Source organism: Rhizobium sp. TAL182 (assembly GCF_002117725.1).
GTDB classification, from domain to species: domain Bacteria; phylum Pseudomonadota; class Alphaproteobacteria; order Rhizobiales; family Rhizobiaceae; genus Rhizobium; species Rhizobium esperanzae.
Map to the genome: position 1 here is coordinate 2911726 of NZ_CP021024.1, position 22346 is coordinate 2934071.

General features: G+C 61.7%; 31 protein-coding genes. 5 read left to right on the forward strand and 26 right to left on the reverse strand.

What is annotated here, in order from left to right; translation table 11 throughout:
- From Tal182_RS14700 to Tal182_RS14720, 4 genes are all read left to right on the forward strand, one after another.
- Complete coding sequence (locus Tal182_RS14700; protein ID WP_085859888.1) at positions 1–321, forward strand: hypothetical protein; 321 nt, start codon at positions 1–3, stop codon at positions 319–321.
- Positions 322–643: 322 nt separating this feature from the next.
- Complete coding sequence (locus tag Tal182_RS14705) at positions 644–1396, forward strand: SOS response-associated peptidase family protein (protein WP_085860949.1); 753 nt, start codon at positions 644–646, stop codon at positions 1394–1396.
- A gap of 4 nt (positions 1397–1400) precedes the next feature.
- The gene (locus Tal182_RS14710) at positions 1401–1616 is read left to right on the forward strand and encodes a hypothetical protein (protein WP_085859889.1); all 216 of its coding nucleotides are present in this window, start codon (positions 1401–1403) and stop codon (positions 1614–1616) included.
- A 210-nt stretch (positions 1617–1826) separates the two neighbouring features.
- Complete coding sequence (locus tag Tal182_RS14720; protein WP_085859891.1) at positions 1827–2201, forward strand: nuclease; 375 nt, start codon at positions 1827–1829, stop codon at positions 2199–2201.
- Positions 2202–2285: 84 nt separating this feature from the next.
- Here Tal182_RS14720 and Tal182_RS14725 read toward each other — a convergent pair whose 3' ends face one another.
- Positions 2286–2741, reverse strand: coding sequence for a hypothetical protein (locus Tal182_RS14725; RefSeq protein WP_085859892.1), 456 nt, complete (start codon positions 2739–2741; stop codon positions 2286–2288).
- Between the two features lie 254 nt (positions 2742–2995).
- Between Tal182_RS14725 and Tal182_RS14730 the strand changes: the two genes are divergently transcribed.
- Complete coding sequence (locus Tal182_RS14730) at positions 2996–3313, forward strand: succinoglycan biosynthesis protein exoi (protein WP_085859893.1); 318 nt, start codon at positions 2996–2998, stop codon at positions 3311–3313.
- A 235-nt stretch (positions 3314–3548) separates the two neighbouring features.
- Here Tal182_RS14730 and Tal182_RS14735 read toward each other — a convergent pair whose 3' ends face one another.
- The 25 genes from Tal182_RS14735 to Tal182_RS14850 form a co-directional block, all read right to left on the reverse strand.
- The gene (locus Tal182_RS14735; RefSeq protein WP_245344776.1) at positions 3549–3854 is read right to left on the reverse strand and encodes a DUF1515 family protein; all 306 of its coding nucleotides are present in this window, start codon (positions 3852–3854) and stop codon (positions 3549–3551) included.
- A 72-nt stretch (positions 3855–3926) separates the two neighbouring features.
- Positions 3927–4214: a hypothetical protein gene (locus Tal182_RS14740; protein ID WP_245344777.1), complete on the reverse strand. Its 288-nt coding sequence runs from the start codon at positions 4212–4214 to the stop codon at positions 3927–3929.
- Complete coding sequence (locus Tal182_RS14745) at positions 4196–4570, reverse strand: hypothetical protein (RefSeq protein WP_085859895.1); 375 nt, start codon at positions 4568–4570, stop codon at positions 4196–4198. Before Tal182_RS14745 ends, Tal182_RS14740 begins: the two co-directional genes overlap by 19 nt.
- A 1-nt stretch (position 4571) precedes the next feature.
- Positions 4572–5168: a lysozyme gene (locus Tal182_RS14750; RefSeq protein WP_085859896.1), complete on the reverse strand. Its 597-nt coding sequence runs from the start codon at positions 5166–5168 to the stop codon at positions 4572–4574.
- Positions 5155–5358 (reverse strand): hypothetical protein, encoded by a 204-nt coding sequence (locus Tal182_RS14755; protein ID WP_085859897.1) that lies wholly within the window; start codon positions 5356–5358, stop codon positions 5155–5157. The genes Tal182_RS14750 and Tal182_RS14755 overlap by 14 nt, the downstream gene beginning before the upstream one ends.
- Before the next feature lie 53 nt (positions 5359–5411).
- Entirely contained in the window at positions 5412–5840 is a 429-nt protein-coding gene (locus Tal182_RS14760; protein ID WP_085859898.1) for a hypothetical protein, read from the reverse strand.
- Positions 5841–5855: 15 nt separating this feature from the next.
- The gene (locus Tal182_RS14765; RefSeq protein ID WP_085859899.1) at positions 5856–10292 is read right to left on the reverse strand and encodes a LamG-like jellyroll fold domain-containing protein; all 4437 of its coding nucleotides are present in this window, start codon (positions 10290–10292) and stop codon (positions 5856–5858) included.
- Positions 10293–10304: 12 nt separating this feature from the next.
- Complete coding sequence (locus tag Tal182_RS14770) at positions 10305–11228, reverse strand: DUF2163 domain-containing protein (protein ID WP_085859900.1); 924 nt, start codon at positions 11226–11228, stop codon at positions 10305–10307.
- Positions 11225–11839, reverse strand: a complete 615-nt coding sequence (locus Tal182_RS14775) for a DUF2460 domain-containing protein (RefSeq protein ID WP_085859901.1) — start codon at positions 11837–11839, stop codon at positions 11225–11227. The genes Tal182_RS14770 and Tal182_RS14775 overlap by 4 nt, the downstream gene beginning before the upstream one ends.
- A complete protein-coding gene (locus Tal182_RS14780) occupies positions 11840–14596 on the reverse strand; it encodes a phage tail length tape measure family protein (protein ID WP_085859902.1) in 2757 nt (918 codons plus the stop codon). It abuts the gene before it with no gap.
- A gap of 4 nt (positions 14597–14600) precedes the next feature.
- A complete protein-coding gene (locus Tal182_RS31740; protein WP_125461484.1) occupies positions 14601–14999 on the reverse strand; it encodes a hypothetical protein in 399 nt (132 codons plus the stop codon).
- Positions 14942–15364, reverse strand: coding sequence for a hypothetical protein (locus Tal182_RS14790; RefSeq protein ID WP_085859904.1), 423 nt, complete (start codon positions 15362–15364; stop codon positions 14942–14944). Before Tal182_RS14790 ends, Tal182_RS31740 begins: the two co-directional genes overlap by 58 nt.
- Before the next feature lie 69 nt (positions 15365–15433).
- Positions 15434–15607 carry a hypothetical protein gene (locus tag Tal182_RS32275; protein ID WP_164517793.1) on the reverse strand — a complete coding sequence of 58 codons (174 nt, stop codon included), beginning with the start codon at positions 15605–15607 and terminating at the stop codon, positions 15434–15436.
- The gene (locus Tal182_RS14795; RefSeq protein WP_085859905.1) at positions 15607–16548 is read right to left on the reverse strand and encodes a phage tail tube protein; all 942 of its coding nucleotides are present in this window, start codon (positions 16546–16548) and stop codon (positions 15607–15609) included. Before Tal182_RS14795 ends, Tal182_RS32275 begins: the two co-directional genes overlap by 1 nt.
- Positions 16549–16595: 47 nt before the next feature.
- Entirely contained in the window at positions 16596–17009 is a 414-nt protein-coding gene (locus Tal182_RS14800) for a hypothetical protein (protein ID WP_085859906.1), read from the reverse strand.
- A complete protein-coding gene (locus Tal182_RS14805) occupies positions 17006–17398 on the reverse strand; it encodes an HK97 gp10 family phage protein (protein WP_085859907.1) in 393 nt (130 codons plus the stop codon). The genes Tal182_RS14800 and Tal182_RS14805 overlap by 4 nt, the downstream gene beginning before the upstream one ends.
- Before the next feature lie 2 nt (positions 17399–17400).
- Positions 17401–17661, reverse strand: coding sequence for a hypothetical protein (locus Tal182_RS14810; protein WP_085859908.1), 261 nt, complete (start codon positions 17659–17661; stop codon positions 17401–17403).
- On the reverse strand, positions 17658–18047 hold the full coding sequence (locus Tal182_RS14815) for a hypothetical protein (protein ID WP_085859909.1): 390 nt from the start codon (positions 18045–18047) through the stop codon (positions 17658–17660). The genes Tal182_RS14810 and Tal182_RS14815 overlap by 4 nt, the downstream gene beginning before the upstream one ends.
- Positions 18048–18050: 3 nt before the next feature.
- Complete coding sequence (locus Tal182_RS14820; protein ID WP_085859910.1) at positions 18051–18626, reverse strand: DnaT-like ssDNA-binding protein; 576 nt, start codon at positions 18624–18626, stop codon at positions 18051–18053.
- Positions 18617–19018 carry a hypothetical protein gene (locus Tal182_RS14825; RefSeq protein ID WP_085859911.1) on the reverse strand — a complete coding sequence of 134 codons (402 nt, stop codon included), beginning with the start codon at positions 19016–19018 and terminating at the stop codon, positions 18617–18619. Before Tal182_RS14825 ends, Tal182_RS14820 begins: the two co-directional genes overlap by 10 nt.
- Before the next feature lie 4 nt (positions 19019–19022).
- Positions 19023–19427, reverse strand: coding sequence for a hypothetical protein (locus Tal182_RS14830; RefSeq protein ID WP_085859912.1), 405 nt, complete (start codon positions 19425–19427; stop codon positions 19023–19025).
- 58 nt (positions 19428–19485) lie between these two features.
- Positions 19486–20478: a major capsid protein gene (locus Tal182_RS14835; RefSeq protein WP_085859913.1), complete on the reverse strand. Its 993-nt coding sequence runs from the start codon at positions 20476–20478 to the stop codon at positions 19486–19488.
- 44 nt (positions 20479–20522) lie between these two features.
- The gene (locus Tal182_RS14840) at positions 20523–21287 is read right to left on the reverse strand and encodes a hypothetical protein (RefSeq protein ID WP_085859914.1); all 765 of its coding nucleotides are present in this window, start codon (positions 21285–21287) and stop codon (positions 20523–20525) included.
- Positions 21288–21385: 98 nt separating this feature from the next.
- The gene (locus Tal182_RS14845; protein WP_125461485.1) at positions 21386–21946 is read right to left on the reverse strand and encodes a hypothetical protein; all 561 of its coding nucleotides are present in this window, start codon (positions 21944–21946) and stop codon (positions 21386–21388) included.
- Between the two features lie 130 nt (positions 21947–22076).
- Positions 22077–22346: a hypothetical protein gene (locus tag Tal182_RS14850; RefSeq protein ID WP_085859916.1), complete on the reverse strand. Its 270-nt coding sequence runs from the start codon at positions 22344–22346 to the stop codon at positions 22077–22079.

Consider the following 22346-nt stretch of genomic DNA (forward strand, 5'->3'; position numbering starts at 1 on the left):
ATGCCGGAAATGAACTATTCAAAAAAGCTGCGCGGCTGGAGGCTGAGCGATGCGGACGAGGCCGGCCAGCTGCTGGAAGTCACCTGCCAATTCTGCAGGACCACCTACCGTTATTTCCCCCGGGATCTGTTGAAGCTGACGGCGAATGTCAGCCTCGATCGACTGCCAAGCCGGTTCCATTGCCAGCGCTGCGATCGGGCAGACTATATGGTGCTCAAAGTGGTTCAACTCTGGGGCTCCGAATACGGCAAGCTCGAGGTGCGGCGTCTGGTCAGGATCACGAACGTCAAGAAGCCGATATGGGAAGATGGGGTATTATAAGATGGCCGATCGCCGAGATAATCCCCTCGCCCGCTGGCGCTTGAACTCCCACCTGCCCCATCACGTGATCATCTATTGGGGGAACTATAATTCCGGCGAGTCTGCTCACCAATTCCGCCAGCGACGCGAGATAATCAATTCTGCGCTGGCTATGGACCGGTTTTCCAAGTCCTATTCCGCTTCGGTCGAATGGGATCAGTATCTTGTTTTCTGCTTCGGAAGTCGCGAAGCTGCGACGCAATTCAGGGACCGTTGGAACGGTCAATTCATCGATACGGACGAAGTGAGCAGAAAAGGCGTGTGGACGCCAAGGGAGGGTGATGTGTGCAATTTATACCGGATGATGAGCAACCAGCAGGCCATCCGAGCGATCACGCGGGCGATGATCGACAGCACCGGCAACATGGAGCCGCAGCAAGAGATCTGGCCCGACAGAGTGGCACCGATTGTTCGCAACACGCCCGCCGGGCGGGAACTCGCCAACGTTCGCTGGGGACTGCCGAGCTCTTCGAAGGCTCTATTCGATGCAGCGACCAAACGCGCTGACGGATTGCGTAAGAAGGGGAAGTCGATCGATTTCGACGAGCTGCTGAAGATGGAGCCGGACGGTGGGACGACCAACGTTCGCAACGTCAGCAGCAAGCATTGGAAGCGCTGGCTTGGCGTCGAGAACAGGTGCGTGGTGCCGTTCACACGCTTTGCCGAGCCCGACCCGGCGAACAAGCCGGATGGCGGCAGGACGCCGAATGCGTGGTTTGGCGCGCCTGATGAGACTCTGATGTTCTTCGCGGGGCTTTGGGTGCCGCAGTGGACGTCCGTGCGGAAGATCAAGGAAGGGCTGATCACGACCGATCTTTTCGGCTTCCTCACCACGGAGCCAAATGCAGTCGTTGCGCCGATCCATCAAAAGGCGATGCCTGTCATCCTCGGCGGCCAAGAAGAAATCGAGACGTGGCTCACTGCGCCCTGGGAAGAGGCAAGCCGGCTGCAGCGGCCGCTGGCAGATGACAAGATCATCCTGCTGCCGGCCGCGGAACCATTGACCGTAGCTGACCCGCAACTCACTTTAGTTTGAGCAAATGAGCATCACAAACCATTCAACCGCGCCCGGCTCGACTGTGCACTTTGAGCACTATTGCAAGGAGGTCGGCTGCAAGAAGTGGGGCGGCTTCGGTCACAGCCCATCCAAGGCGATCCCCGTCCGCTGGTGGTGCTGGGAGCATTTCCCGTACAAAAGCTATGAGCAGGAACAGGCGCTGAGAAGAAAGCTTGAGGCGGCCGAGCGAAATGATTGATGACACAGTCCCGTGCCTTGACCGCTGCCGCTGCGGACGCCAGCCGTTAGCGTCCTACGGACCCATCTCGGTTATATCATGCCGGAAGTGCGGGGAGACAATCACCGTCGAAACGGCGCCGTTTTTCCGCAACCCTGCCACGCAACGTGAGCAAGAGGCCTGGCGGGCGGCGACCATATGGAACGAACTCAGGAGCCGGAGCTCATCGAGATGATTGCTCGATTGATCCTCTGCGCCTCATTGACGGCGGTCGACGGCGACACTGTGAAATGCGACGGGCAGAATATGCGGCTGCTGGGGGAAGGAGTTCCGTTCGTCTCGGGCATAGACACGCCGGAGATCGGATCGCACGCGAAGTGCTTGAAGGAACGGAAGCTGGCGCTGATCGCCAAGGGAAGGCTGAAGGAACTTCTGGCTGAAAAGGGATTGAGGATCGAATGGAGCGGCGCGGTGGACAAGACGCCATCGCACCGGCCGCTCATCAACATCTATCGAACGAACGGGGAAGAGATCGGGAAGAAGCTGCTCAACGAAGGATTCGCCAGGACATGGAGTCCGCGACACCGCAACGATTGGTGCAGTTGAAGCGGCCACGCCCGGAGTGATGGCTTAAACTGGAAAGGCCGCCTGCAGAGCGGCCCTCCTTCTTTCAAAAGTGCGTGGCTTCGTTCAGCCAGCGGATTTGATGCTCGTATTGCAAAGGCTCCAATAGCCGCCGCCCTTCTGGATCCACTTCAGATCGCCAAGCGTACCGGCATCCTTCGCGGCATGGTAAGCGTCGACGCAAGTATGAAGACGGCCCTTGGCCGGCGTCTCGCTCGAATATTTCTTGTCGATCGCCTTCGGGAACTTAACGCTCTTCGGCGCCGCGGTTGTCGGCTTTGCAGGCTCTTTTTCGGTTGTTTTTGCGATGTCTGCCTCGTCTTCCTTGTCGGCGGCAGCAGCCTCCGCGCCACAGAACTTGGCGCGGAAATCGTTCCACTTCATGTCTTTGGCGGAGCCGTCAGCTTTGGCCGCCTGATATTTCGTGCTGCATTCCTTCATCGTCAGCGCGTGTGCCGGCGACGATATGACGAAAGCGGCAAGCAACGAGCCGGCAGCAGAGAGAAGCAATTTGTGCGACATGTGATTGGCCTCGGTCGATGATGTTGACGTATCAGTCTTCTCTTCCGCCCGAGTTACGGCGACGACGGCGGAAGGGCTCCATTGAGGCCACTCCTCAATGAACCTCCCATGAACAGTAGTGCTGGACAAATCATCGTCAACCGCACCCGCGCTCGTGGGCAGCAAGACCTGAAGTCGACATAAGCCTTTTGGATAGATATTCGATTTGCCCCGATATGGTTACAATCTTCGCGCGAAAGGGCGGAGATGGGGGCATGCGTCGCGATTATCGCGTTCCGCAGAGGAGATCGGTGCTGTTCAAGGCCCCGGGTTTGGTCATTGGCGCGGTCGTATTTGGTGCGGCCGGCGGCTGGACCGCGAGCGACATGCTGGCCTCATGGAGCGCTTCTGGCGGCGCCGGACAATCGTGCAAGATCAAGGGCAATATCAGCATCGAAACAGGCGAGCGTATCTTCCACGTGCCTGGGCAGCGATACTACGCACAGACGAAGATCAGTCGCCAGTATGGCGAACGTTGGTTCTGCTCGGAAGCCGAAGCCTGGGCGGCCGGCTGGCGGAAATCGAACGTGTGATATGGCAAATTCATTTTATTGAGGTTTTTCGTGCCGCCTTGGCAGCGAAACGACTGGTGCGACTAGCTCAAGCGTACGAAATCGTACCGGAACCGGGCCTATCGCTTTTCGTTAGAACGACGGGATCGCACGGGTGGCCCCTGCAAAGGATCCTTTGAATTGTTCGAGTAGGTCCCGTGCGATTTCTACTTTCCCAGATCAGAACTGCCCCGTCTCGGCGGGGCATTTTTTTTGCTTACCGGCTTGTCAACCAGGCGATCGCCGCAGCCCCGAACTTGGTGATGATAAAGGTGAGAGCCGAGGCCCCTATCCCGACGATGGCGAGCGCCCCGATGCCGCGTTGCCTCCACATTTTCACGGCGTCGGTCACCGGCTTCATATCCCTGACGTCGTCCTGAACCGCGGCGGAACTGAGCTCCACCTTGCTCACGCGGTCGACGATCTCGTCCATACGGCGATGCATGGACGCGCGGCTGGCATCGGCTTTTTCTTCCGATCGACGGACCCCTTCCAGGATGATGTCGACCTTCGCTGTCAGCATTCCGATTTCGCGGTGCATTGAACCATCATCCGTTGGCGTCAAATCCCCACCCCCAATGTGTCGTGTCTGGCTTCAGCGCGAGCCGTAGCGCGTCTGCATATCGCGGCCCCATCCAGCGCAATCGTCGGCCTGGCGGTCTCTGTTCTCGGCCAGGATCTGCCAGCGCTTCTGGACGATCACCCATGGCTCATCACCAGGTCGAACACGGCCCATCTTCGCCACACAAGCCTCAGGAAGGTCAGGGAACGGCACCGACGCCCTCGCCTGCCCTTCGACAGCGGCAGCAACGGAGGCACGCTCGTCGAGCCTCTGACAGCCGGCCAGCAAAGCAAGCATCAGTATCAGTGCTGATCGAGCCAAAGCCGATCCTCCTCGGTTGGCCGCGACAGCTTGCCGTTCTTCGCGGCTTCCGCCAGCAGGCGCTCCACCTCGGCATTAGCTGCGTCATTCGCCTTCTGCGTGGCCGCTGCGCGCGCTGTCGCCTCGGCCGCAGCTCTGTTGGCTTCCGCGTGCAATCGCCGCTCTGTGGCAAGCTGCGAGGCAATGGCGTCGCGCTCGAACTTAGTGACCATCTCAGCGGTTGCTTGCCTTGCCACGGATGCGTCGTGCGCAGCGAGCCAGATCCGGAACCCGACAAAGAAAAAACCGATGATGGCCACTCCCAGGACGAGGCGTCCGATCTTGGACCCGGCAAGCCAGACGAGGATTGACCACATGTCAAAGCCCAGAGACGCAGAGCTCGGCTTCGCCGATGCGCTGGGCGTCGCCCATCTCGCGGCGCTTCACGAGGCCGTTCACCACTTGCCCCCCTGCCCGGTTCCATTTGGTCTGGGCTTCGCAGGCTTCCCGGAATCTCCCTTGGCGGGCGAGTTCCATTGCGGTCGAATTGACCATGCCGCCGACACCGAAATTGTAGGCGCCGGAAAGCTGCGAGGCCTGGACGCTGACCGGGAACGACGTGTAGGCAGGCACCTTCTTGACGAGCGGTTGATAATATTCGGCGAAGAGATCGTCCTCGAGCATGGCCTCGCACTCGGCAGGGGAGAACGACAAGCCGGCCTTGACCGGCTTTCCGTTGATCCGGGTCTTGCCGTAGCAGATGTCATAGATCTTCGCGAAGGGGTCCCAATGCGACGTCAGCACTACGCCTTCCCATGTTTCAATCAGCGCCTTTTTGGCGAGGATGACGGCCGGCGGGTGAACCGTCGGCGATGTGTCCTTCGCGCTCTGCCATCCGCCTGCTGCAGCAGCGATGAGCGCAGCAGCGATCGCCGCCTTGCCGCGCTTCGTCGAGACGATCTTATTTATCGGCATGGAGGTTTCCTTGGTCTTTGACGCGCATCAGGGGCGCCGCCAGGAGGAAGGCGACGGAAAGCCAGCGCGGGATGACGCCATCAAGGTATGGGATGATGTACGGCGCGTATTCCGACAGGAGGCTCAGATAGACGCACCACATCGAGGCCGAGCGCGTGAGGACGCGCCAGGCGTTCGGGATCAGCTTCATGGGATGTTCCTATTCCGAGAGGTGGATAGCCTCGGGCGGTTCGACCTGGACGATCAGTCTTCGGTGACGGTCGATGCGGTCGTCAGGCGAGGCGTGACGCCGCTGGATACCGAGATGTTCGGCGTGACGGTGCCGGAATACAGGAGTTTGCCCGCGCCCGACAACGCCGTACCGATAGCGAAATGGGTGATGGTGTTGGTGCCAGCCGTCGCGGCCGGGAAGACGATGTCAGCGGCCGGCGACACCGAATTGCCGGTCACCGTGAAGCCGCCGGAGGTGCGGGCGACGGCGACGCGAGCATAGGAGGTGTAAGTCGCCTCGCTGGTCGTCTGGTCGCCGGCCTCGCCCGGATCCGCCGTGTGCAGCGACACATAGAGGTTGGTAAGCGGCGACGATCCGGCATTGTCGGCGATATTTGCGATCGCTGTAGCATTGAAGATCAGCTTCAGCAGATCGTTTTCGAAGGTATTGCCCTTAGACATGGTGGTCTCCTGGAGTTATGAGCGGGGGAATGCTGCCGTTGGCGGTGTGAAGCCGGAATCTGAGGCATAGCGAGCGACGCCCTTGGTGATGCGGACCTCGTCGAGCCAGCCGTTCATGTCGACGATGCCGCCGGCTGTTTGGGCTCCGAGAGCCAACGCCGTTCCGTCATTAACAATGGCTGAGTTCGCGGGTGTTGCGCTGCCTCGCATAACGCCGTCGATGTAGACGCGGATTTTTCCGGTTGCATCATGATCGACGGCGACATGGTACCAGACCCCGGTTGTCATTGCCGTTCCGGTTGTGGTGACCGTCGTGAAGTTCGAACCGGCCATGGATATCTGACCACCGGACGCGGTCCCTGTCAGGGTCCAGCCAGCACTACCGGCTTGACCCATGATGCCTCGGTTAGATGAGTCTAGAACATTCCACCGAACCCAGCATTCAATGGTCCACGGCGAACTGTTGGTCGAACCTAGCTGCCAGTCCAGTGAATCCGGAGATTCAACACGGTCACCTGTGCCGTCAAGCAACAACGAGGCCGATCCGAATTTGAACTGCGCCGTGTCAAGCTGCGCATTCCCAACGAACGTCAGGGAATGCGCAGCGTTGCTCTCGTCTGTCGAGCTTGTCGCGCCGTCGGCGCCGTTGAAGCCGCAAAGCAGCACAACGCTGGAGAAGTATGGATCAGAGTCAGCAACAGCCGCCGCAGTGCTTGTGCCGGCGGCTGAACCAACAGCTGCCGCTGCAGATGCGCCGACACCCGATGCAGCTCCCGCGCCGACGGCGCTTGCTGTTGCCGCGGCGGCGGACGCCCCGACAGCCTGTGCCGTGCTGGAGCCTGTTGCGTCACCAGAGCCATCGCCGGGAAGCCCAGCCACAGCTTCAGTGGTGGAGGCGCCCGATGCCGCGGCGACGGCATCAGCGACGCTTGCGCCAACTGCAGCCGCGGACGCCGCGCCACTGGAGGCCCCGACCGATGCAGAAGCGGCTGCGCTGACGCCGGTAGCCGCGCCAACACCCGAAGCCGCGCCAACGGCTGCGATGCCCGCCTGGCCTACGGCCGCCGCCGCACCCGCGCCCGAAGCCGCGCCCACCGACCCTGCCCCACCGAAGCTGATGGTCTTTTCGGCGACATAGCCGCGACCCACGAGCGCGCTGATCTGATAGACGCGGAACGTCAGCTCGTCCGGCATCGAGCCGAAGTCGGTTGTGATGTCGGCATCGAGATAGGTCTTGCTGTTGGTGGTTGCCGTCAGCGTCCGCTTGACCGTCGAGCCGTCCATGATGTCGATTTCGAACGCCAGCGTCGCTTCGCCGAGGGGGCTATTGTCCGATCCCGGCAGGATGGAACCGGCATAAAGGCGGGAACGCCAGTCCCAGGACAGATCGATATCCGAGCCATCGATGACCGCATTCAGGTGGAGCGGCGGGAAAGGCATTTCCGCCCGACCGATGAGGGTGTGCGATTCCGTCGGCACCGATGTGATCGGAAAGGCGTCGGTCGCGGCCTTGTAGAAAATCTCGTCGCCGAGCTTCGTCACGTCGCCCGAGAACCTGACATGATGACCGGTCTGGAGCAGGACGAAATAATCACCCGCCGCAAGGGAATCAAGGAACGCTTGATAGAACGGCGACGACCAGACGATGTTCGATATCGTGGCGATCTTGTCGGTGACGGAAACCGTCTGGAAGTGGATCAGGATCCACCGCCCCGCCTTACCGATCAGCGCCTTGTTGCCGCCGGCCAGCATCTGGGCCTCGGTGATCGTCGCCAGATCGTCCGTATCGCCCGACAGGATCGCGACTTGGAGCACGCTCGTATGGTCGATCGCTTCGATGGTGGCGTCAGGCGAACCCGTCAGGGCCTTCAGGACGCCAATGACGGGCGTGACTCCATAGCGGGAGGTCACCACGCTGTAGCTCTGTCCATCGAACGAGCGGTAAAGCGTCGCCCCTTGAAACGCGGTGTAGCCGTAGCCGGACATCATCGCATACTGGCGCACCGCCGCGCCGCCGAGGTCATCGCCGAGGCTCAGCAGCGGCGCGTCGAGATACAGGAACCGTGTCAGCCTTGATGGGTCCGCCAGATCAGGCAGGTTGATGTCGATGCCGGCAAAACTGGCATCGATCGCCTGAACATACTGGGTGACGGTCAGTTCCTGTGTGAACAGCTCGCCCGACAGATTGGCTTCGTTGATCTGTCCGATGATCGTGAAGCCTTCGAAATCGAACTGCACGATGTCGGCGGGCTCGAGATAGAACTTCTCCGGCGCCAGCGTGAAGGAATAGATGTCCAGCCCGAAATTGGAGCGGTAGACCTTCGTGGTGACCGCCTGCATCGCCTGTTCCGACGACAGCACGAAGTTGGTCGACACGTCCTCGACCCGATCCGAGCGGGTGACCGAATAGATCCCGACCGGCCGCCGGTACTCCTGATCGGTACGCTCGAAATTGGCGTTCCTGTCGATGTAGGAGATGCGCGCGCCGGCGAGCGACTGCTCGTCGGAATCCATCGTCTTCTGGACGTTGAAATCCGCCTGCTCGACGATGGCGTCCGCATCGATCGTATCGTCCAGAGCAAACGAGCCGTCGCGCTTCGCCTTGACATATTTACGCTTGCCGTCGGACGGGACGATCTTCACGTCGAAGATGTTGTTGGCGTCCTGCTCGGCATTGTCGAGCGTCGTGTCCGAGGAATAGACGACGCCATAGCATTCGCCGCCGGTGAAGCCGTCGAAGATCAGGTCCGATGACGAGAACTTGCCGCGATACTCCGCCAGCTTGGTGTAGATGTTCTGCAGGTCGGAGGTCGGGATCGTCGCCTGCGGCAGCGTCCAGCGGGTCATGCCGGGGTCGGTGGCTACCGAATATTCGGTTACGAAATAGCCCATGGTCTGATCGTAATAGTCGTAGCCGCGATCGACATAATCGTCTTCGTCTATGACCAGAGAGGCGGAGCCGTCCGACAGGTCGATTAGATAGATTTCACCATCGCCGCCGAAGACACGACCAGCGGCATACCCTTGGCGAGTCTTGAACTGGAACTGGCCCCCAGTCTCGTAGACGCGGTAGTTGATCCGAAGCAGGGTAATGCCGGTGGCAACTGAATAGACCGTGCCTCCCGTAGAGGACACCTTGGTCAGCGTGCCGTCGGCCTCATAGAAGACGATCCTGCCGTCCGAGAAATCATAGGCCACGCCGCGGCAGTCAGTGCCGGTGAAGACGGTCGATGCAGAGACTACTGCAGCCTGGGAGAATTGCGCTTTCCAGACGACGTTGTCCTCTCCGCCGCCGACGTCAGCGACGACGAAGAATATGATCGCCTGGCCGCCGATGACCGGCCCGAGCGCGAGCGACGATGTTTCTCCCGAACCGGCAGCGGCGACAGGATTGGAGAACTGATGCGCGATGTTGGTGAGCGTGCCGGCGGTGATGTCGGCGATCGTCACCATCATCCGGGCGTTGCCGTTGTCGATCGTGCCGAGCGCATCGGAATAGACGATGTATTTGGTCGCCACATCACTCGCGATCAGCTGCGCCGCCATGGGATAGGGCTCGAATGTCGTCCCCGACTCCTCAAGGTTGGCGAGTAGGGTAACGACCTGCCCCGTGACGGTGTTGATCAGGGCCATGCGGTAGAGACCGAGGCTGGTCTCGGTCAGGGCGCCGACGATATAGTCCGAGCCGTCGAGCGATACCCAATAGCCGGTGTAATAGATCGTCGTCGAGTGGATCAGCTTGGCGCGGCAGACCTCGGTATTGGTCGCGATGTCGAAGGTGACGACATAGACGTCTCCCGTCGCATTGTTAAAATCCGAAGTGTAATAGTGGTTCCGCACCTTATCGATGGCGTGCTCATGCGCGCCGCTGCCGTCGAAGGTCGCGCCGAAGGTCAGCGTCGCCTCTTCGTGGGATAGCGTGCTGACTGTTGCGACGGTCGCCAGTTCCGCCGTGAAGGATGGAAGCTGGTTGCCATAAGGGGCGATGTCGAAGCCTTCGAGCACCGCATAGGAGAGCTTCGGCCAATAGGTCGGATGCGACAGATGGGAGCTGAGCAGCGGATCGAGTGCCGACTGGTTGCCGCCATAGAAGCGGATGGTGCCGGGGAAGCTTCGCGTCGGGGCCTCGGTGCGATAGATGTACGCATCGTTGGCCTTCAGGTTGATCAGCTGGACCGTGCCGCCGAGCGAGGTCTCGCAGAAGCCGAGCACGAGATTGACACGGGTGGCGGTGTCGCTCTGCGAGACGCTTCCCAGCAGATCGGGATCGACGATGAGCTGACCACTTACCGGAAAGGTGCCGATCCCCTGCGGGATCTTGTCGCCCAGCGGCGACGGCAGGCCGATGGTCGTCTCGGTGCTGGTCTCGGTCGTCGTGACGACAGGCTCGGTCGACGTGTTGAAGTTGCCAAAGGCAACGCCGTACCGAAGTTCTTGACCCCAACCCGCCATCAGATGCCTCTGTTAATAGCCCAAGACCCAGCCGCCGCCGGAGTCGTCATCATCTTGCTGCGGTGCCTGCACCGGTACGACCTGCACGACATTGAAGGTCAGATCGCCGGTCGGCAGGTCCTCGAAGGCAAACCGCCGAGCGATATTGGAAAACCGGCCGCAGCCATTGGCGCCGGTCGACTTGTCGCAGCCGGCATGGATCAAAGCCGTGTCAGATGCCGCCACAGGCGCGCGCAGCGGCTCCCAGAGTTTCACCGTGTTGGTGGCGTCCACCCATCGCCGGACGGCATAGGAAAAGCCCTCGTTCTCGCCGGAAGTGAATTTGATTGCCCCGTTGGCGTAGAAGTCGTCGGTGGCGGCTGGTCGTGCCCCTGTGATCGTGAAGGTGAAGGCATCGGTATAGGCGGCAACCGCAACGCTGTCCTGCCACGAGCCGGCGACATTGACGCCGCAGCCGACTTCCCCGAGGTTCCACTGGCATCCGGGCTTATAGACCTTCAGCATCAGCTCGCGCTGCGCCCGCTCGGCCGCCCTGACGTCGAGTGTCGCCTTGCGGCTGTCGGTCGCGATCACCTGCCCGACATACCACTGGAAGCCGATCTCGATATTTTCCAGCGAGGAATGGTCGATGATGTAGAGGCGGATGCGCGCCTGGTCGAGCTTGCGCCGCGCCGCGGAGTTGAAGAGGATCGGCGTTCCGTCGTCGATCGGCAGCACCAGTTCGACCGACGGCGGGTCTCTCCCGTCCGTCACCCGGATATTGCCGATGTCGAACCCCGGCTTCCCGAGATAGAGGTGGCCGTCGACCGTGACGTTCTTGCCGAAGTTGTTGAGGAACACGTCGGCCCCGTCGATGGTTGTGACACGGCATAGCCAGCCGAGCGTCGTCACCGTCGATGCTGCGGCGTTCTTTAGCGCCGCGGAGGCAGACCTCATTCCAGCACCTCTTGCGCGTCGAAGCTCTGGATGGAGCCGTAATTGGCCGATTGCGACGACATCTGCAGGCCGGCGAAGTCGTTGCGGAACCGGACCGGGAAGTAATATTCGGTCGGGCTTGCTTCCGAGCCGACCGTCACCACCTCCCCCGCCGACAGCGCGCCGGACAGGGTGATCAACCCGTTCGTCTGCGTGGCGCCGGTATCTTCCGAGCCGTCGACGAACACCTTAAGTGTGCCGGAGGCGATGTAACGGATGGTCCGCGAATAAGGATTGCCGCCGATGTCATAGCGCTTGATGATCTGCGCCGTGGTCTCGCCGCCGGCTGCCGTCAGGATCATCTCGTCGACCAGCTGGTGATTCCACGGATCCTTGAGCAGCCAGGAATAGAGTGGACCGCGCCTCCCCATGTAGAAATCCAGCATTTGGCGGATCTGGTCGTCGTCGAGCTCGGCGATCGAGAAGTCGAACCGCCAGCGCGGATTGGCCCTGCGGGCGTTCCGGCGCTCGAAGCCGCCCGATACCGACGTGATCGCCGTCAGGAACTCCGGACCCGAGGTATAGCCGACCGCCAGCTTGTCCGAGAGGATGGCGTTGGGATGATCGACCATTTACGACCTCACGACCTGCTGCACGACGCGGCGGAACTCATCGGCCTGCGCCTGGCGCGACCGTTGATCCAGGGCAGCGCCGCCATTGAAGTTGACGTGGAGATTGATCGGCCGCTCGGACTTGCCTTGACCGCCTTCGGCTCCGCTCCGGCCATCCAACACCTTGTTGTCGTCGACGACGATCACCCGCTCGGTGTTCTTCTTGAAGAACTCGACCTTCTGGTCTTCCCCCGGCATGATCTGGCCGCCGGTGGCGAAGCCATGTAGGCCGGGGTTCCTCTGGGTACCGATCACGCTCGGGCTGATGTTGTAGGTGCCATAGCCGATGGCACCCGTGCCATTGGTGTAGGTGATGCCAATTCCGGTATAGATCGAGTTGTAGTTCGGCGAGCCGCCCGACCCCTGCGACCCGGAGCCCGAGCCGAAGCCGCCGCCTCCACGGGACGAACCGCCGCCGGAAGAGCCGTAAGAGACGCTGGCGGTCGAGCGCGCCGCCACCGCCACCGACGTGATGCCGGATTCGACCGCCTTCAGGCAGGCGACCATTTCCGTGAAGTCGCTCTCATAGGTCTCGAAATAGTTGGTGTGGATCCTGAGTTCCTGCAGGGTGTTGTAGACGTGGTCCTCGATCAGCGAGAGCGTGTCGCGACCGCCGGACAGGATCGACGCCGTCGAGTCCGCATTGGTGACGTTGCCGGCGCCGCCCATGGTGAGCAGTTCCGGCCCTTTTTCGCCGACGAGGTAGGTCTTGCCGGCATCGGTCGGGCCGCCTGCAGCACGGGCGCCGCCATAACCGAGCGTCAGGTCCATCATGGCCTGGTCGTATGGATCAACGAGACCGCCGCCGCCATAGGTGCTGTAATTGCCATTGCCGCCGGACACGCCGACGGTCTTGCCGCCGCCGACGTCATAGGACTGGTAGGAGAAATCAGCGACGCCGCCATAGACGTTGACGCCCTTGGTGCCGCCGCCGGCCGTGGGAACGGTATATTGCTGGATGCCGATCGAGATCGTCCGGTTCGGGATGCCGGCGATCGAGGCGGACAGCGACTTGACGCTCGACTCCAGCTCCCCAACGTGCAGGTTGCCCTTGATCATCTTGTCGATGAACAGATCGACGGAAGCGGTGTCGCCGCCCAGCTGATGCAGGCTTGCTCGGATCAGTTCGAGGCTCTCATGCGCAGTCTGCGCGGTGATGCGGCCTTCATTAAGGGCACCGAAGACCTTCTGGATCGAGGACGCCGCAGCGGCGATCGCGCCGGCAGCATTACTACCGACGTCCCATCCGAACACGTCTTTGACGGGCGTCTTTGCGGCGGCGGCCAGCGTCTCCTGTGCCTGCTTCAGCTCCGTCTTCATATTGCGCAGCTGGCTGCCGGACTGCTCGAAGGTCGCTAGCGTCGATCGGCGGGAGTCCTTCAGTTGCTGGTTCATGTCGATGATGGTGCTGGACGCCTGTTTTCCGGCGGTGGCAACGCTACCGACGGCGGTGCTAAGGCTGTTCGCGCCCTGGATGGATGAGCCGAAATCGAGGTTGGCAAGATCGTCGAACCGGGAGCGCGCCCGGTTGGCGCCGATGCGATCGACGATCGAACTGCCGAGATCGCGGATCGGCGTGTCCGACATGATCTCCTCGATCTTTTTATTCCGCTGCTCGACGACCTTGCTCAACGCATCCAAATAGGGATTTGAGAGCGGCGCGATCGTCTGGTCGGATGCGCCGATGCTCGGGATATTGAGGCCGGGGATCTTGTTGAAGGCCGCGATGATGGAGTCGACCGAATCCGAGGAGACCTTGACGAGCGTGTTCAGCTTCTCGATTGCGATATTGACCGCGCCGGTGAACGCCGCGCCAACGATGTTCGGCAACTGGTCGAAGATCATGGCGATATCGTAGCCGGCCGCCCGGAAGGCGTTGATCACCTTTTCGGCGATATCGACGGCCGCGGACGAGAGCTTATCGAAGGCGTAGAACAGCGGAGCCATCAGCGTCGATACGGCCGGACCGAGGGCGGACCGCAGCCCGTCGCGGATCGTCTGGAAGGTCGCGGTCGCGACTTCGCCCCACGACACCGTTTCGTGAAGCGCGTTCCTTGCCTGCTCCCTGATATCGGCAAGGCCCAAGGCGATTGGCGCCAGCAGCATACCCCATTTGCCGAAGCGCAATGCGGCGCTGCCGGCCATCTCAGCCGTTTCGCGCAATGCGGTGACCACACCGCCCTGCCCCATGTAGATCTGGCCGATCTGCGAGCCCTGCTGGGCCATGACCATCAGCGGGTTCATGCCCGATGCCAGTGACACGGCGACGTCGTTCAGCTGGAAGATCAGGTTGCGGCGCTGGAAGGATGCCATGCGCACCGCGGCATTGTCGGCCACGATCGCACCGGTATGCCCCTTGATCGCCTGGATGGTGGAGAGCGCCGCCTGACGCTCCCTCGACATGGCCGCGCTCATCTCGTTGGCGGAAATGGCTCCGAGCCGATGCGCTTGCCGGATCTCGTCCTGCGTCTGCTTGTAGCGCTGAAGGACGGCAAAGGTCGGATTGTACTTCGCCCTCAGCGCGTCCTGAGCCTGGGCCATCACCTGGAACGAATCCTGCGCCGACTTCGCCGCCCGCCGTGTTACCTGGGCCATCTCGTCGATGCGCTGCTGTGCGGTGACGGCGGCCTGGCCGATCTCCTGAAACTCGCGCTTGACCACGCGGCCGCCGGTCTGCGCGCCGGACGGATCGATATAGAGCGATACGCCTTGTTCCATTGCGTCAGACCTTTGGTTTCTGCGGCTTGCGGGCGCGGACCCATTCGAGGAAGGCCGCGTCCATGTCGATGATGACCCGGCAGAGCTGAGACCTCAGATCGAAGTCTTTCAGCCCGATCAGATCGGCATAAGCTTGGATGTCGGAAAGCACGATGTCGGAGAGACCGCCGAAGGATGGCCGGCGGGTCTTGGAAAGGACCTGGAATGCCTTCCAGAAGAGAGCATTGCCCTGCTCCGGCATCACCCGCCGGTTAAGCGCTGCCGGACGCTTGCCGGTGTCCCTCTCGATGTCCTCAAGGAATTCCAGCTGATCGCCCCACTCGAGATGCCAGAGCAGGGCCTCGATCAGTTTTTTGCGGCTTCGTCTTCCTGAGCCTTGCGGAAGTTGGCGAGGTCGCCGCAATCTTCCTGGAACAGGGCGAAGACGCGGCGGAAGGCGGTGGTTTCCATCATCGCCACGAAATTGTCGTCGGTGGTCTCGATCGCCTTGCCGCCGGATTTCGCGGTCGTCGACCAGCGCAGCACCACGGTCGAAGCGTAGAGCCGGATGATATCGGAAAACTGCTTGGCGGGATCGATCTGGCCGAGCTTCGCCTCGCGCTGATGCCGCTGCGAGAGCTTGGTGAAGGCCTGGGTAAACTCTTCGTTGTCGTCGCCGGCAATCTTCGAGATGATCGTCACATCGCCATAGGGCGTGGCATAATGGAAGGTGACGCCTTCCTCGAGCGCGATGGCGCGGTCGACCGGTACGAATCCATCAATCTGCATATCGGGAGTCCTTTTGTCGGGATGGGTGGCCGTGGCAAGCCCGACACCTGCCACGGCCGAGCGTGCACGCTATTCGCTGTCGGGGGATTTCTGCTTCTTGGCTCTGACCGCCGCCTTTTTGGCGATCAGCAATTCGGCGAAGTGATCGGGGACGGAAGCTTCGACGCCCGCCTGAAAGGATCGCTTGTTGATCCCGTCCGGGTAGCCGTCGAAGTCGTAGGAAGGGATGACGCGGACGTTCATCAGGAGACCGCGCGGGTAATCTTGATCGAGCAGTTGTCGGCGGGCGAGCCGGCCGTCGAATAGATCGCCTGGAAGTCCATGTTGACCATGACGTCCTGGTTGTTGCCGGGCGTCGCGGCATCACCCGAGGTCATGTAGAGCTTCGGCAGGCTGATCGTGTATTTCTCACCCGTCACCGAGCCGACCGTGAAGGACAGCGCCGAGGCCGTGTGATTGTCGAGCAGGTCGAGCACCGCCTTGTTCTCGAGATAGGCTTCGATCGAGCCGGTGACGACATGCTGGCCGAGACCGACGCCGGCCAACTGATCGGAAGCGATCTTGTCCTGGGCCCGCAGATTGTTGTTGAGGTTGAGCCGGATCGACCGGACCGTCAGCGCCGGGGAGACGCCGCCGATCGACAGCGATGCGAAGTCCGACGAGCAGTTCATCACCGCCTTGGTGTTCGCAGCCGCATAGGTGGCGCCGGAGAGCGCGGCCGCACCAGCCGAGAAGCCCCGGCCCATCAGCGTCATGTTGCCGGTGACGATCTGCTTGGCCTGGAAGTTCAGCGTCGTCGTGTTGATCAGGCAGCCCTTGTAGCGGCGGTAGACGTCGGTGGCGCCGGTCTCGAAGGTCTTTTCGAAGGTGAAGGCGTGCCGGTCGCGGCCGTTCTTCAGGACGTTGGAGGCCCACGTGCCGAGCAGCGCGCTTTCGAGCAGAGCGTCGAAGGTGCCATAGGTCAGCTCGAAGTCGAAGCCGCCGGAGACCATCTGCCCAACCTTGGTGACGTCAGGGACGTTGCCATCGGGGCGGATTTCATTGGAGGTGACTGTCTGCTTCTCGCCGACGATGGACTCGCCGGTAAAGCGGAGGTTCTGGAACGACGGAGAGGATGGCGTCGTGCCTTCGGTCGATTCCGTGACGAAGGCAAGGCGGGTGCCCGAGGTATCTGCAATGCTCATGATGGGTTCCTTTCACCAAAGAAAAGCCCGTCAACCGGGCAGTGCTGCTACGCGTTATGCTCGTCACGCTCGAAGGGGCATGCGATGGTCCAGATGAGGAACGGCGGCTCTTCCTCCCGGCTCATCAGATACGGGATGCGGCAGCGGACCCCGCCGAAGGTCACATTGCGGAAGACGGTCATGGCCGCGTCGGCGATCGGCCGGATGGTTGCCGTCCCTGCCCCGCCCGGAATCGCTATCTGGATCATGATGACGCCGACATGGCGGACCAGGTTGCTGCCCGGGCTGCCGAAGCTGATCTGCTCCGCTTCGCCGTCGAGGATGGTCAGCCGGACGGAATTGGTATCCCGCACGAATTCGAACTTCTGGCCGTCATAGCCGACCTTCATCGACGCATTGGCGGCGTCCCAAGCCGTCTTGAACCGGCCTTCGATGGCCTGGCGCTCGGTTTCGTAGCTCATCGCAGTTGGCTTTCCAGTTCAGCGAGGGTGAGCGCCACGACGCCCGCCGGCGCCTGCTTCGACCAGCCGGTTTCGAGACGCCGCGCATAGGGCAGATTGTTCGACAGCCAGATCACTCGATAGGGCGGAACGGTATTGATGACCGCGGAGCCCTTGGCGATGGTTCCCGAGCCGCCCTTGTCGGTGGCGTCGGAGACGGATCTGTCGGCCGTGTCGATCGAGACGTTCCAGTTGCCGCGGAACCGGCCGGTATCGACGGGCGATTTCAGCACGACGCCGCTCAGCGCCTGCAGGGCGAGCTTCTGCGTCACCAGTTGCATCGCCTCGTCCGTCAGCTCATTCGCCAGCCGTTCGAGGCTGAGAGCGAACTGAAAGGCGTTCTGGGCCATCCTCAGTCGTCTTCCGTCGTGGTGCGGTCGACATATTCATGCTGCAGCCAGGTGAGCGCGCCGAGCATTTCATAGACGTTCTCGTGATGGCCGCCCCATGCGGAGACCCGGCCGCCATCCGAGGCGAACCCGGTTCCGACGAAGCTCTGCAGCTGGCCGGCCTTCGCCATCTCGACCAGCTCTTCCAGAACCTGGATAAGCCCCGCCTGCGGCTCACCGCATTTGGAGGGCGTAAGTCCGTTCAGGCTGATAACATTGCTCATGTTGCAATCACCACATAGAGTGCCCCGGCACCGACAATATCGCCGGCCGCCTTGATGGTCCGGGCGACGCCGCCGACCGTGATCTTGTCGTTTTCCTTCGGCGCGGCCGAAAGCTCGATCAGGAACATCACGACATCAGCCGGTCCCGCGACATAGGTCGGGAACATGTCCTTGATCGTGCTGGCGATGCCGCCTTCGACAGTGCCGCCGGTCGCGATCACCGCCCGGCCGGTGGCTGTCGTCATTGTCTCGCTGTATTGCCCCGTGGTGGGGTTGTAGGCGCCCTGCGTGACCTTGGTGAGGGTGCAGGACTGCACGACGCCCGAAACCTCTGCAGCGACCGCTGTGAAGGCTTCCGCGGCGATGGCTGCAACGGTCGTGCTCATGGGTCAGGCCCTGATCAGCGTGCCGGAGCCCGACGTCGCGCCCGGCTGGCTGTTGGTGAGGCCGTAGAGCAGGCCCTCGATCGTCAGGAAGCGGTCGCGCGGCGAAGCGCTGGCCATATACTCGGTCTCGGTCTCGACCGGCCCGGCCTTCACCCGCTTGCGGGCAATGGCGTTGCCGCGGGCATAGGTCGGCAGCAAATCGGTCCCGCCGAGGTCGAGAATAGTCGCCTCGTATTCGGCTTCCTTGACCTGCTTCGGAATGGTGTTCGACGGGATCTCATAACCGTCCTCGTCGATGACGCCGGTGGTGAAGGACGGCGTCAGGAAGTTGACCGGCAAGTCCTGGCTTGATGTGCGGGGCCATGCGAGAGCCTGGTTGCGATCGGAGCGGAAGCCCTTCCATTTGCCGCGATAGGCGCGATCGAGATACTGCGTCGCCTTGCGCATGGCGATCTCGATCACCGGGTCGGCATAGACCGACGTGTAGGTGAAGCCGACGGAGTCCGCATAGGCCTTGAACTCGGCGAGCGTGGCGTAGCTGTCGGCATTCGCGCCGCCTACCGTAGCGTCTAGAGCCATGTCCTGCCCTTCCCCTGCGTTGATGTGTACGCCTCGATCAGAGACCGGGTGATATTTTCGATGCCGTAGGCTTCCATCTCGATGCCAGGCTTCTTCTCGCCGATATGGTCGCAGAGGAATTGCCAGACGTGCACCGCCTCATGGAGGATCGTCAGGATCACCTCCAGCGCGTCCCGCTCCGCCTCGGAATGGATGCAGACGAGGATGATTGCCTCGCCGGTCGTGTCGTTGCGAAGCCATTGGGTATGGCCGCCGGCGTTCGGGATGTCCGGCCAAGAAGCAGTCCCGTTGACGCGCTTCATCTCGTGGTTCCAGGCCGTCTCGCTCGGGCAGAAGCCGATCGCCACCGGCTGCCAGCCGCGATCAATCCAGACGACCCGATCGAGAGCCATTGTTTTACTCCGCAGCCTTCAGAGCGTTGTATTGAGCGAGCAGCTTATCGCGGCCGGTCTTCGGATGCGGCGCTTTGCCGGCCGCGGCCTTGATGGCTGCGTGCAGCTGTTCGTCGCTTAGATCGATGCCGGTGTCCGTACCGCCGCCGTTGGCGCCAGCCTGAGCAGCGATCGCGGCCGCAATCTCGTCCGGCGTGCTGCGCGAGGCATAGCCGCTGGGCGGGTAGTTCGCAGCCAGGTAGCCGGCAGCCACATACTCCTCAACTGTCGGCCCATCTTCGCGCAGAGCGACAGTCTCGCTCTTCGGCGCATAGACGGCGTCGACGATCTTAAAGCCGGCGGCGACCAGTTCGGCCTTGCGCTCCGGCGATACCGGATGAGGCTCATATGCGATCGGTTTCTCGGTCATTGTCGGGGTCTCCGTTCAAGGGCGAGAGGCGGGACCGAAGCCCCGCCCCTCAGATCGATCAGCGGCTCTTGACGACGATACCAGCCAGGTCCTTGTCGGCGGTGACCGCCTTGTCCCAGTTGGTACCAGTGCCGAGGGCGGTGTCGTTCGGGTTGGCGCCGCCGTTGGAGGTGTCCCACTTGAAGCCCTTGAGACCCGCGTTGTAGGCAAACTCGCCCTGCAGACGGGTGATCAGATTTTCCTTACCGGTGACGTCGTCAATGACCACGTCGTTGGTCTCCGTGACTTCGCCGAGGATGGCGTTGGCGGTGAGACCGAGGGTGTAGTAATCGGTGACGGCCGGCGAACCCGAGGTGACCTTCAGGTTATCGGAGTCGGTGACGATTACCGGGCGGTTCAGCGTGACAGGCGTGCCGGTCTGGACGTTGAAGTTCGAGAGGCCGTCGATGTTTGCCGTGATCTGCTGCTTGACGAGGTCGAAGTAGACCTTGGAGTGCATTACCCAGCAGACGACGCGCTCGGCGCGGTCACCAAACTTCGACAGGCCGTCGACGAGGCCGGTGGTCGTCACGGTGCCGCTAGATGCGATCGTGTGCATGAGAGCGCCGGACGAGACGTTGACCAGCGCAGCGCGAGCTGCAAGCAGGCCAGCGTTCAGCATATCGAGCTGCTGCGCAACTGCGATCTGCTCACCGAGGATGCCGGAGAACTCTTCTTCGTCGTAGCGGGCGAAGATCTTGCGGAAGCTGTCGCGGGTCTGGTCGACAGGGCCGATCTTACGGTTCAGCTTGACGCGGATGAATTCGTCCTGCGTCATCTTCAGGGCGGTTGCATCGGAGGTCGACGTGGTGTCACGACGGCTGATGAGCCCCGAGATGCTCTTGAAGAATGACTCATACTCGTAGTCGCCGGCCTTTTCCGTCGTGGTGAGCACGATGGCGCCGTTCGAAGCCGCGTTGAAGAGATTGCCCTGCTGGACAAGCGTCTCGGTCGCGCGGGTCTTCATGTATTCCTGGTAGACCTTGAAGTCAGAAGCGAGGCCCGTAGCCATGGTTGTTTCCTTTCAGAAGAAGCGGGATTGGGGATGTCTTCCGATCAGTCCGGGAGGGCCTTGTACTTGTCGAGGCCGTGCTCGCGAACGAACGCGCCGCGTTCCTTCTCGGACTTGAAATCGGACTTCTTGGTAATGGCGGATCTCCCGCCCTTGCTGTCAGGAAGCTTCCCGCTTCCGCCTGCCCCGCTACCCTTGAAGAGCGACGGGTATTTCTCGAGGGCTTCCTTAGCGAGATCGTCGAAGGTCGCCGTACCGTCCTTGGAAGAGCCGGCGAGCGGCGTCACGCCGTCCGCGGCCACGATGTTGATGACGCGCTTGTCGCCGTCGCGATCGAACTTAATGCGGTTGGAGAGGCGATCCGGCAGAAGATCGATGCCTTCTTCCGTTGCCCCTGCCTTGGTCAGAGCAGCCATGAGCGAGGTGTTGATGATGGCGCTGCGTTCGGACGCGCGTGCCGCCTCGAGCTCGGACGCCAGGTCGGCCTTTTCCTTTTCCCATTTGGTCTGATGCTGCTTCAGGAGGGCGTCGAAGTTGCCTTCCTTCTCGTGCTTCTGCCGTTCCGCCTCCTCGGCGCCGGCGATCAGCTCGGAAATCTCCTCCGGGGACTTGCCGGTGCGCTGCCAGGCCTTGATGTCCTTCTCGTATTTCTTGCGGGTTTCGCGCTCGGTCTCCAGCGCCTTCTTCAGGCCGGAGTTATCTTCGAGCCCGTCGACCGACAGGACGAACTTGCCATCCTTCTCGGCGTAGAGATCGCGGTGCGCTTCGGAGACGTCATCGAGGGAGTCGACAGAGAATTTCAACGGCATGTGGTTCAGCCTCTCGCTGGTTGCTGGGCATCGCGCCCATGAAAAAACCGCCGCGGCTTCACACCGGGCGGTCGGGTCGGGTTAGAGGTTGGTCGGGATTACGGCTTGAGCCAATCCAACGTCGGATAGCCCAGCCATTCTTTCGTCTGCCCGCTCATCGAGCGCGTCACGTCGCGGATGATCGGGTTTGCGATCGACCAGGCTTCCGTGAACGCGTTGACCTCGCTCCACGGTGTCCGGTCGAAGAAATGCGATTGTGCGCCGTCCATCGGCACGCCACAGAGGACGATGCGATCAAAGCCCTGCTCCATCGCCACCTTGACCGCGAAGAGGCCGGAGGATCCGGATGAGCTCATGCCGGGCCACCGGTAATCGATGACGATGTCGACCGGGAAAGCGCCGTTGCGTCCCATCTGGGTGTTGCCGTCATGGGCTACGAACACTTTCGGGCGCTGGTAGCCTTTGGCGTCCCGCCCGGCCATCCACTCGGAATATTTCTCGGGATGAAGCGAGACAGCGAAATCGATCTCGCCCGAGTAATGCGCCAGCATGTCGTTGATGGCGATGGTCGCGTCAAAGGGACCGAACTCCTTCGCCTGTTCCAGATCATCCCAGACACATTGGGCGCCGCCCAGGACGATGCAAGTCTTCACTGGCATACCATCACCACGTCGCGGTGGTAGCCGCCGAGGTTCGCACGCGCCCCATCCTTGGCGCTTGCGACGTGCTCGGACGTGTAGCTGCCGCCTGAGCGGAGCACGCAAGATTGCATCAACGATGTTCCTTAAATCAGATGAGGCGGGTCAGCTTCCCGCGTGCGAGGCAATGCCCGCAATAGATGACCTTCGACCCACCGAACGGCACCCCGTCCCGGATCATCCGGCCCTGCTTCATTTCAAAGCTGAGCGCCGTGGCGACGCCCGTGTCCTTTTCGCATTCGCTGCAGGTGAGCACTTCCGGCTCGCCCCGTTTCCTTGCCCGATACGCCTTCGGCTTCGCCTCACCGTCGCCGGCAGGTCCACCAGGAATAACCCGAAAGCGTTGGGGTTCGTCAGCCAT

Coding starts and splice junctions, on each gene's coding strand:
- Tal182_RS14720 (WP_085859891.1), top strand. CDS start 1,827: ATGATTGCTCGATTGATCCTCTGCGCCTCATTGACGGCGGTCGACGGC.
- Tal182_RS14765 (WP_085859899.1), bottom strand. CDS start 10,292: ATGGCGGGTTGGGGTCAAGAACTTCGGTACGGCGTTGCCTTTGGCAAC.
- Tal182_RS14805 (WP_085859907.1), bottom strand. CDS start 17,398: ATGGCCCAGAACGCCTTTCAGTTCGCTCTCAGCCTCGAACGGCTGGCG.
- Tal182_RS14725 (WP_085859892.1), bottom strand. CDS start 2,741: ATGTCGCACAAATTGCTTCTCTCTGCTGCCGGCTCGTTGCTTGCCGCT.
- Tal182_RS14730 (WP_085859893.1), top strand. CDS start 2,996: ATGCGTCGCGATTATCGCGTTCCGCAGAGGAGATCGGTGCTGTTCAAG.
- Tal182_RS14815 (WP_085859909.1), bottom strand. CDS start 18,047: ATGAGCACGACCGTTGCAGCCATCGCCGCGGAAGCCTTCACAGCGGTC.
- Tal182_RS14770 (WP_085859900.1), bottom strand. CDS start 11,228: ATGAGGTCTGCCTCCGCGGCGCTAAAGAACGCCGCAGCATCGACGGTG.
- Tal182_RS14840 (WP_085859914.1), bottom strand. CDS start 21,287: ATGCCGTTGAAATTCTCTGTCGACTCCCTCGATGACGTCTCCGAAGCG.
- Tal182_RS14755 (WP_085859897.1), bottom strand. CDS start 5,358: ATGAAGCTGATCCCGAACGCCTGGCGCGTCCTCACGCGCTCGGCCTCG.
- Tal182_RS14760 (WP_085859898.1), bottom strand. CDS start 5,840: ATGTCTAAGGGCAATACCTTCGAAAACGATCTGCTGAAGCTGATCTTC.
- Tal182_RS14775 (WP_085859901.1), bottom strand. CDS start 11,839: ATGGTCGATCATCCCAACGCCATCCTCTCGGACAAGCTGGCGGTCGGC.
- Tal182_RS14735 (WP_245344776.1), bottom strand. CDS start 3,854: ATGCTGACAGCGAAGGTCGACATCATCCTGGAAGGGGTCCGTCGATCG.
- Tal182_RS14800 (WP_085859906.1), bottom strand. CDS start 17,009: ATGAGCTACGAAACCGAGCGCCAGGCCATCGAAGGCCGGTTCAAGACG.
- Tal182_RS14710 (WP_085859889.1), top strand. CDS start 1,401: ATGAGCATCACAAACCATTCAACCGCGCCCGGCTCGACTGTGCACTTT.
- Tal182_RS14790 (WP_085859904.1), bottom strand. CDS start 15,364: ATGCAGATTGATGGATTCGTACCGGTCGACCGCGCCATCGCGCTCGAG.
- Tal182_RS14835 (WP_085859913.1), bottom strand. CDS start 20,478: ATGGCTACGGGCCTCGCTTCTGACTTCAAGGTCTACCAGGAATACATG.
- Tal182_RS14780 (WP_085859902.1), bottom strand. CDS start 14,596: ATGGAACAAGGCGTATCGCTCTATATCGATCCGTCCGGCGCGCAGACC.
- Tal182_RS14750 (WP_085859896.1), bottom strand. CDS start 5,168: ATGCCGATAAATAAGATCGTCTCGACGAAGCGCGGCAAGGCGGCGATC.
- Tal182_RS14795 (WP_085859905.1), bottom strand. CDS start 16,548: ATGAGCATTGCAGATACCTCGGGCACCCGCCTTGCCTTCGTCACGGAA.
- Tal182_RS14825 (WP_085859911.1), bottom strand. CDS start 19,018: ATGGCTCTCGATCGGGTCGTCTGGATTGATCGCGGCTGGCAGCCGGTG.
- Tal182_RS14845 (WP_125461485.1), bottom strand. CDS start 21,946: ATGCCAGTGAAGACTTGCATCGTCCTGGGCGGCGCCCAATGTGTCTGG.
- Tal182_RS14700 (WP_085859888.1), top strand. CDS start 1: ATGCCGGAAATGAACTATTCAAAAAAGCTGCGCGGCTGGAGGCTGAGC.
- Tal182_RS14745 (WP_085859895.1), bottom strand. CDS start 4,570: ATGTGGTCAATCCTCGTCTGGCTTGCCGGGTCCAAGATCGGACGCCTC.
- Tal182_RS14820 (WP_085859910.1), bottom strand. CDS start 18,626: ATGGCTCTAGACGCTACGGTAGGCGGCGCGAATGCCGACAGCTACGCC.
- Tal182_RS14810 (WP_085859908.1), bottom strand. CDS start 17,661: ATGAGCAATGTTATCAGCCTGAACGGACTTACGCCCTCCAAATGCGGT.
- Tal182_RS14850 (WP_085859916.1), bottom strand. CDS start 22,346: ATGGCTGACGAACCCCAACGCTTTCGGGTTATTCCTGGTGGACCTGCC.
- Tal182_RS32275 (WP_164517793.1), bottom strand. CDS start 15,607: ATGAACGTCCGCGTCATCCCTTCCTACGACTTCGACGGCTACCCGGAC.
- Tal182_RS14830 (WP_085859912.1), bottom strand. CDS start 19,427: ATGACCGAGAAACCGATCGCATATGAGCCTCATCCGGTATCGCCGGAG.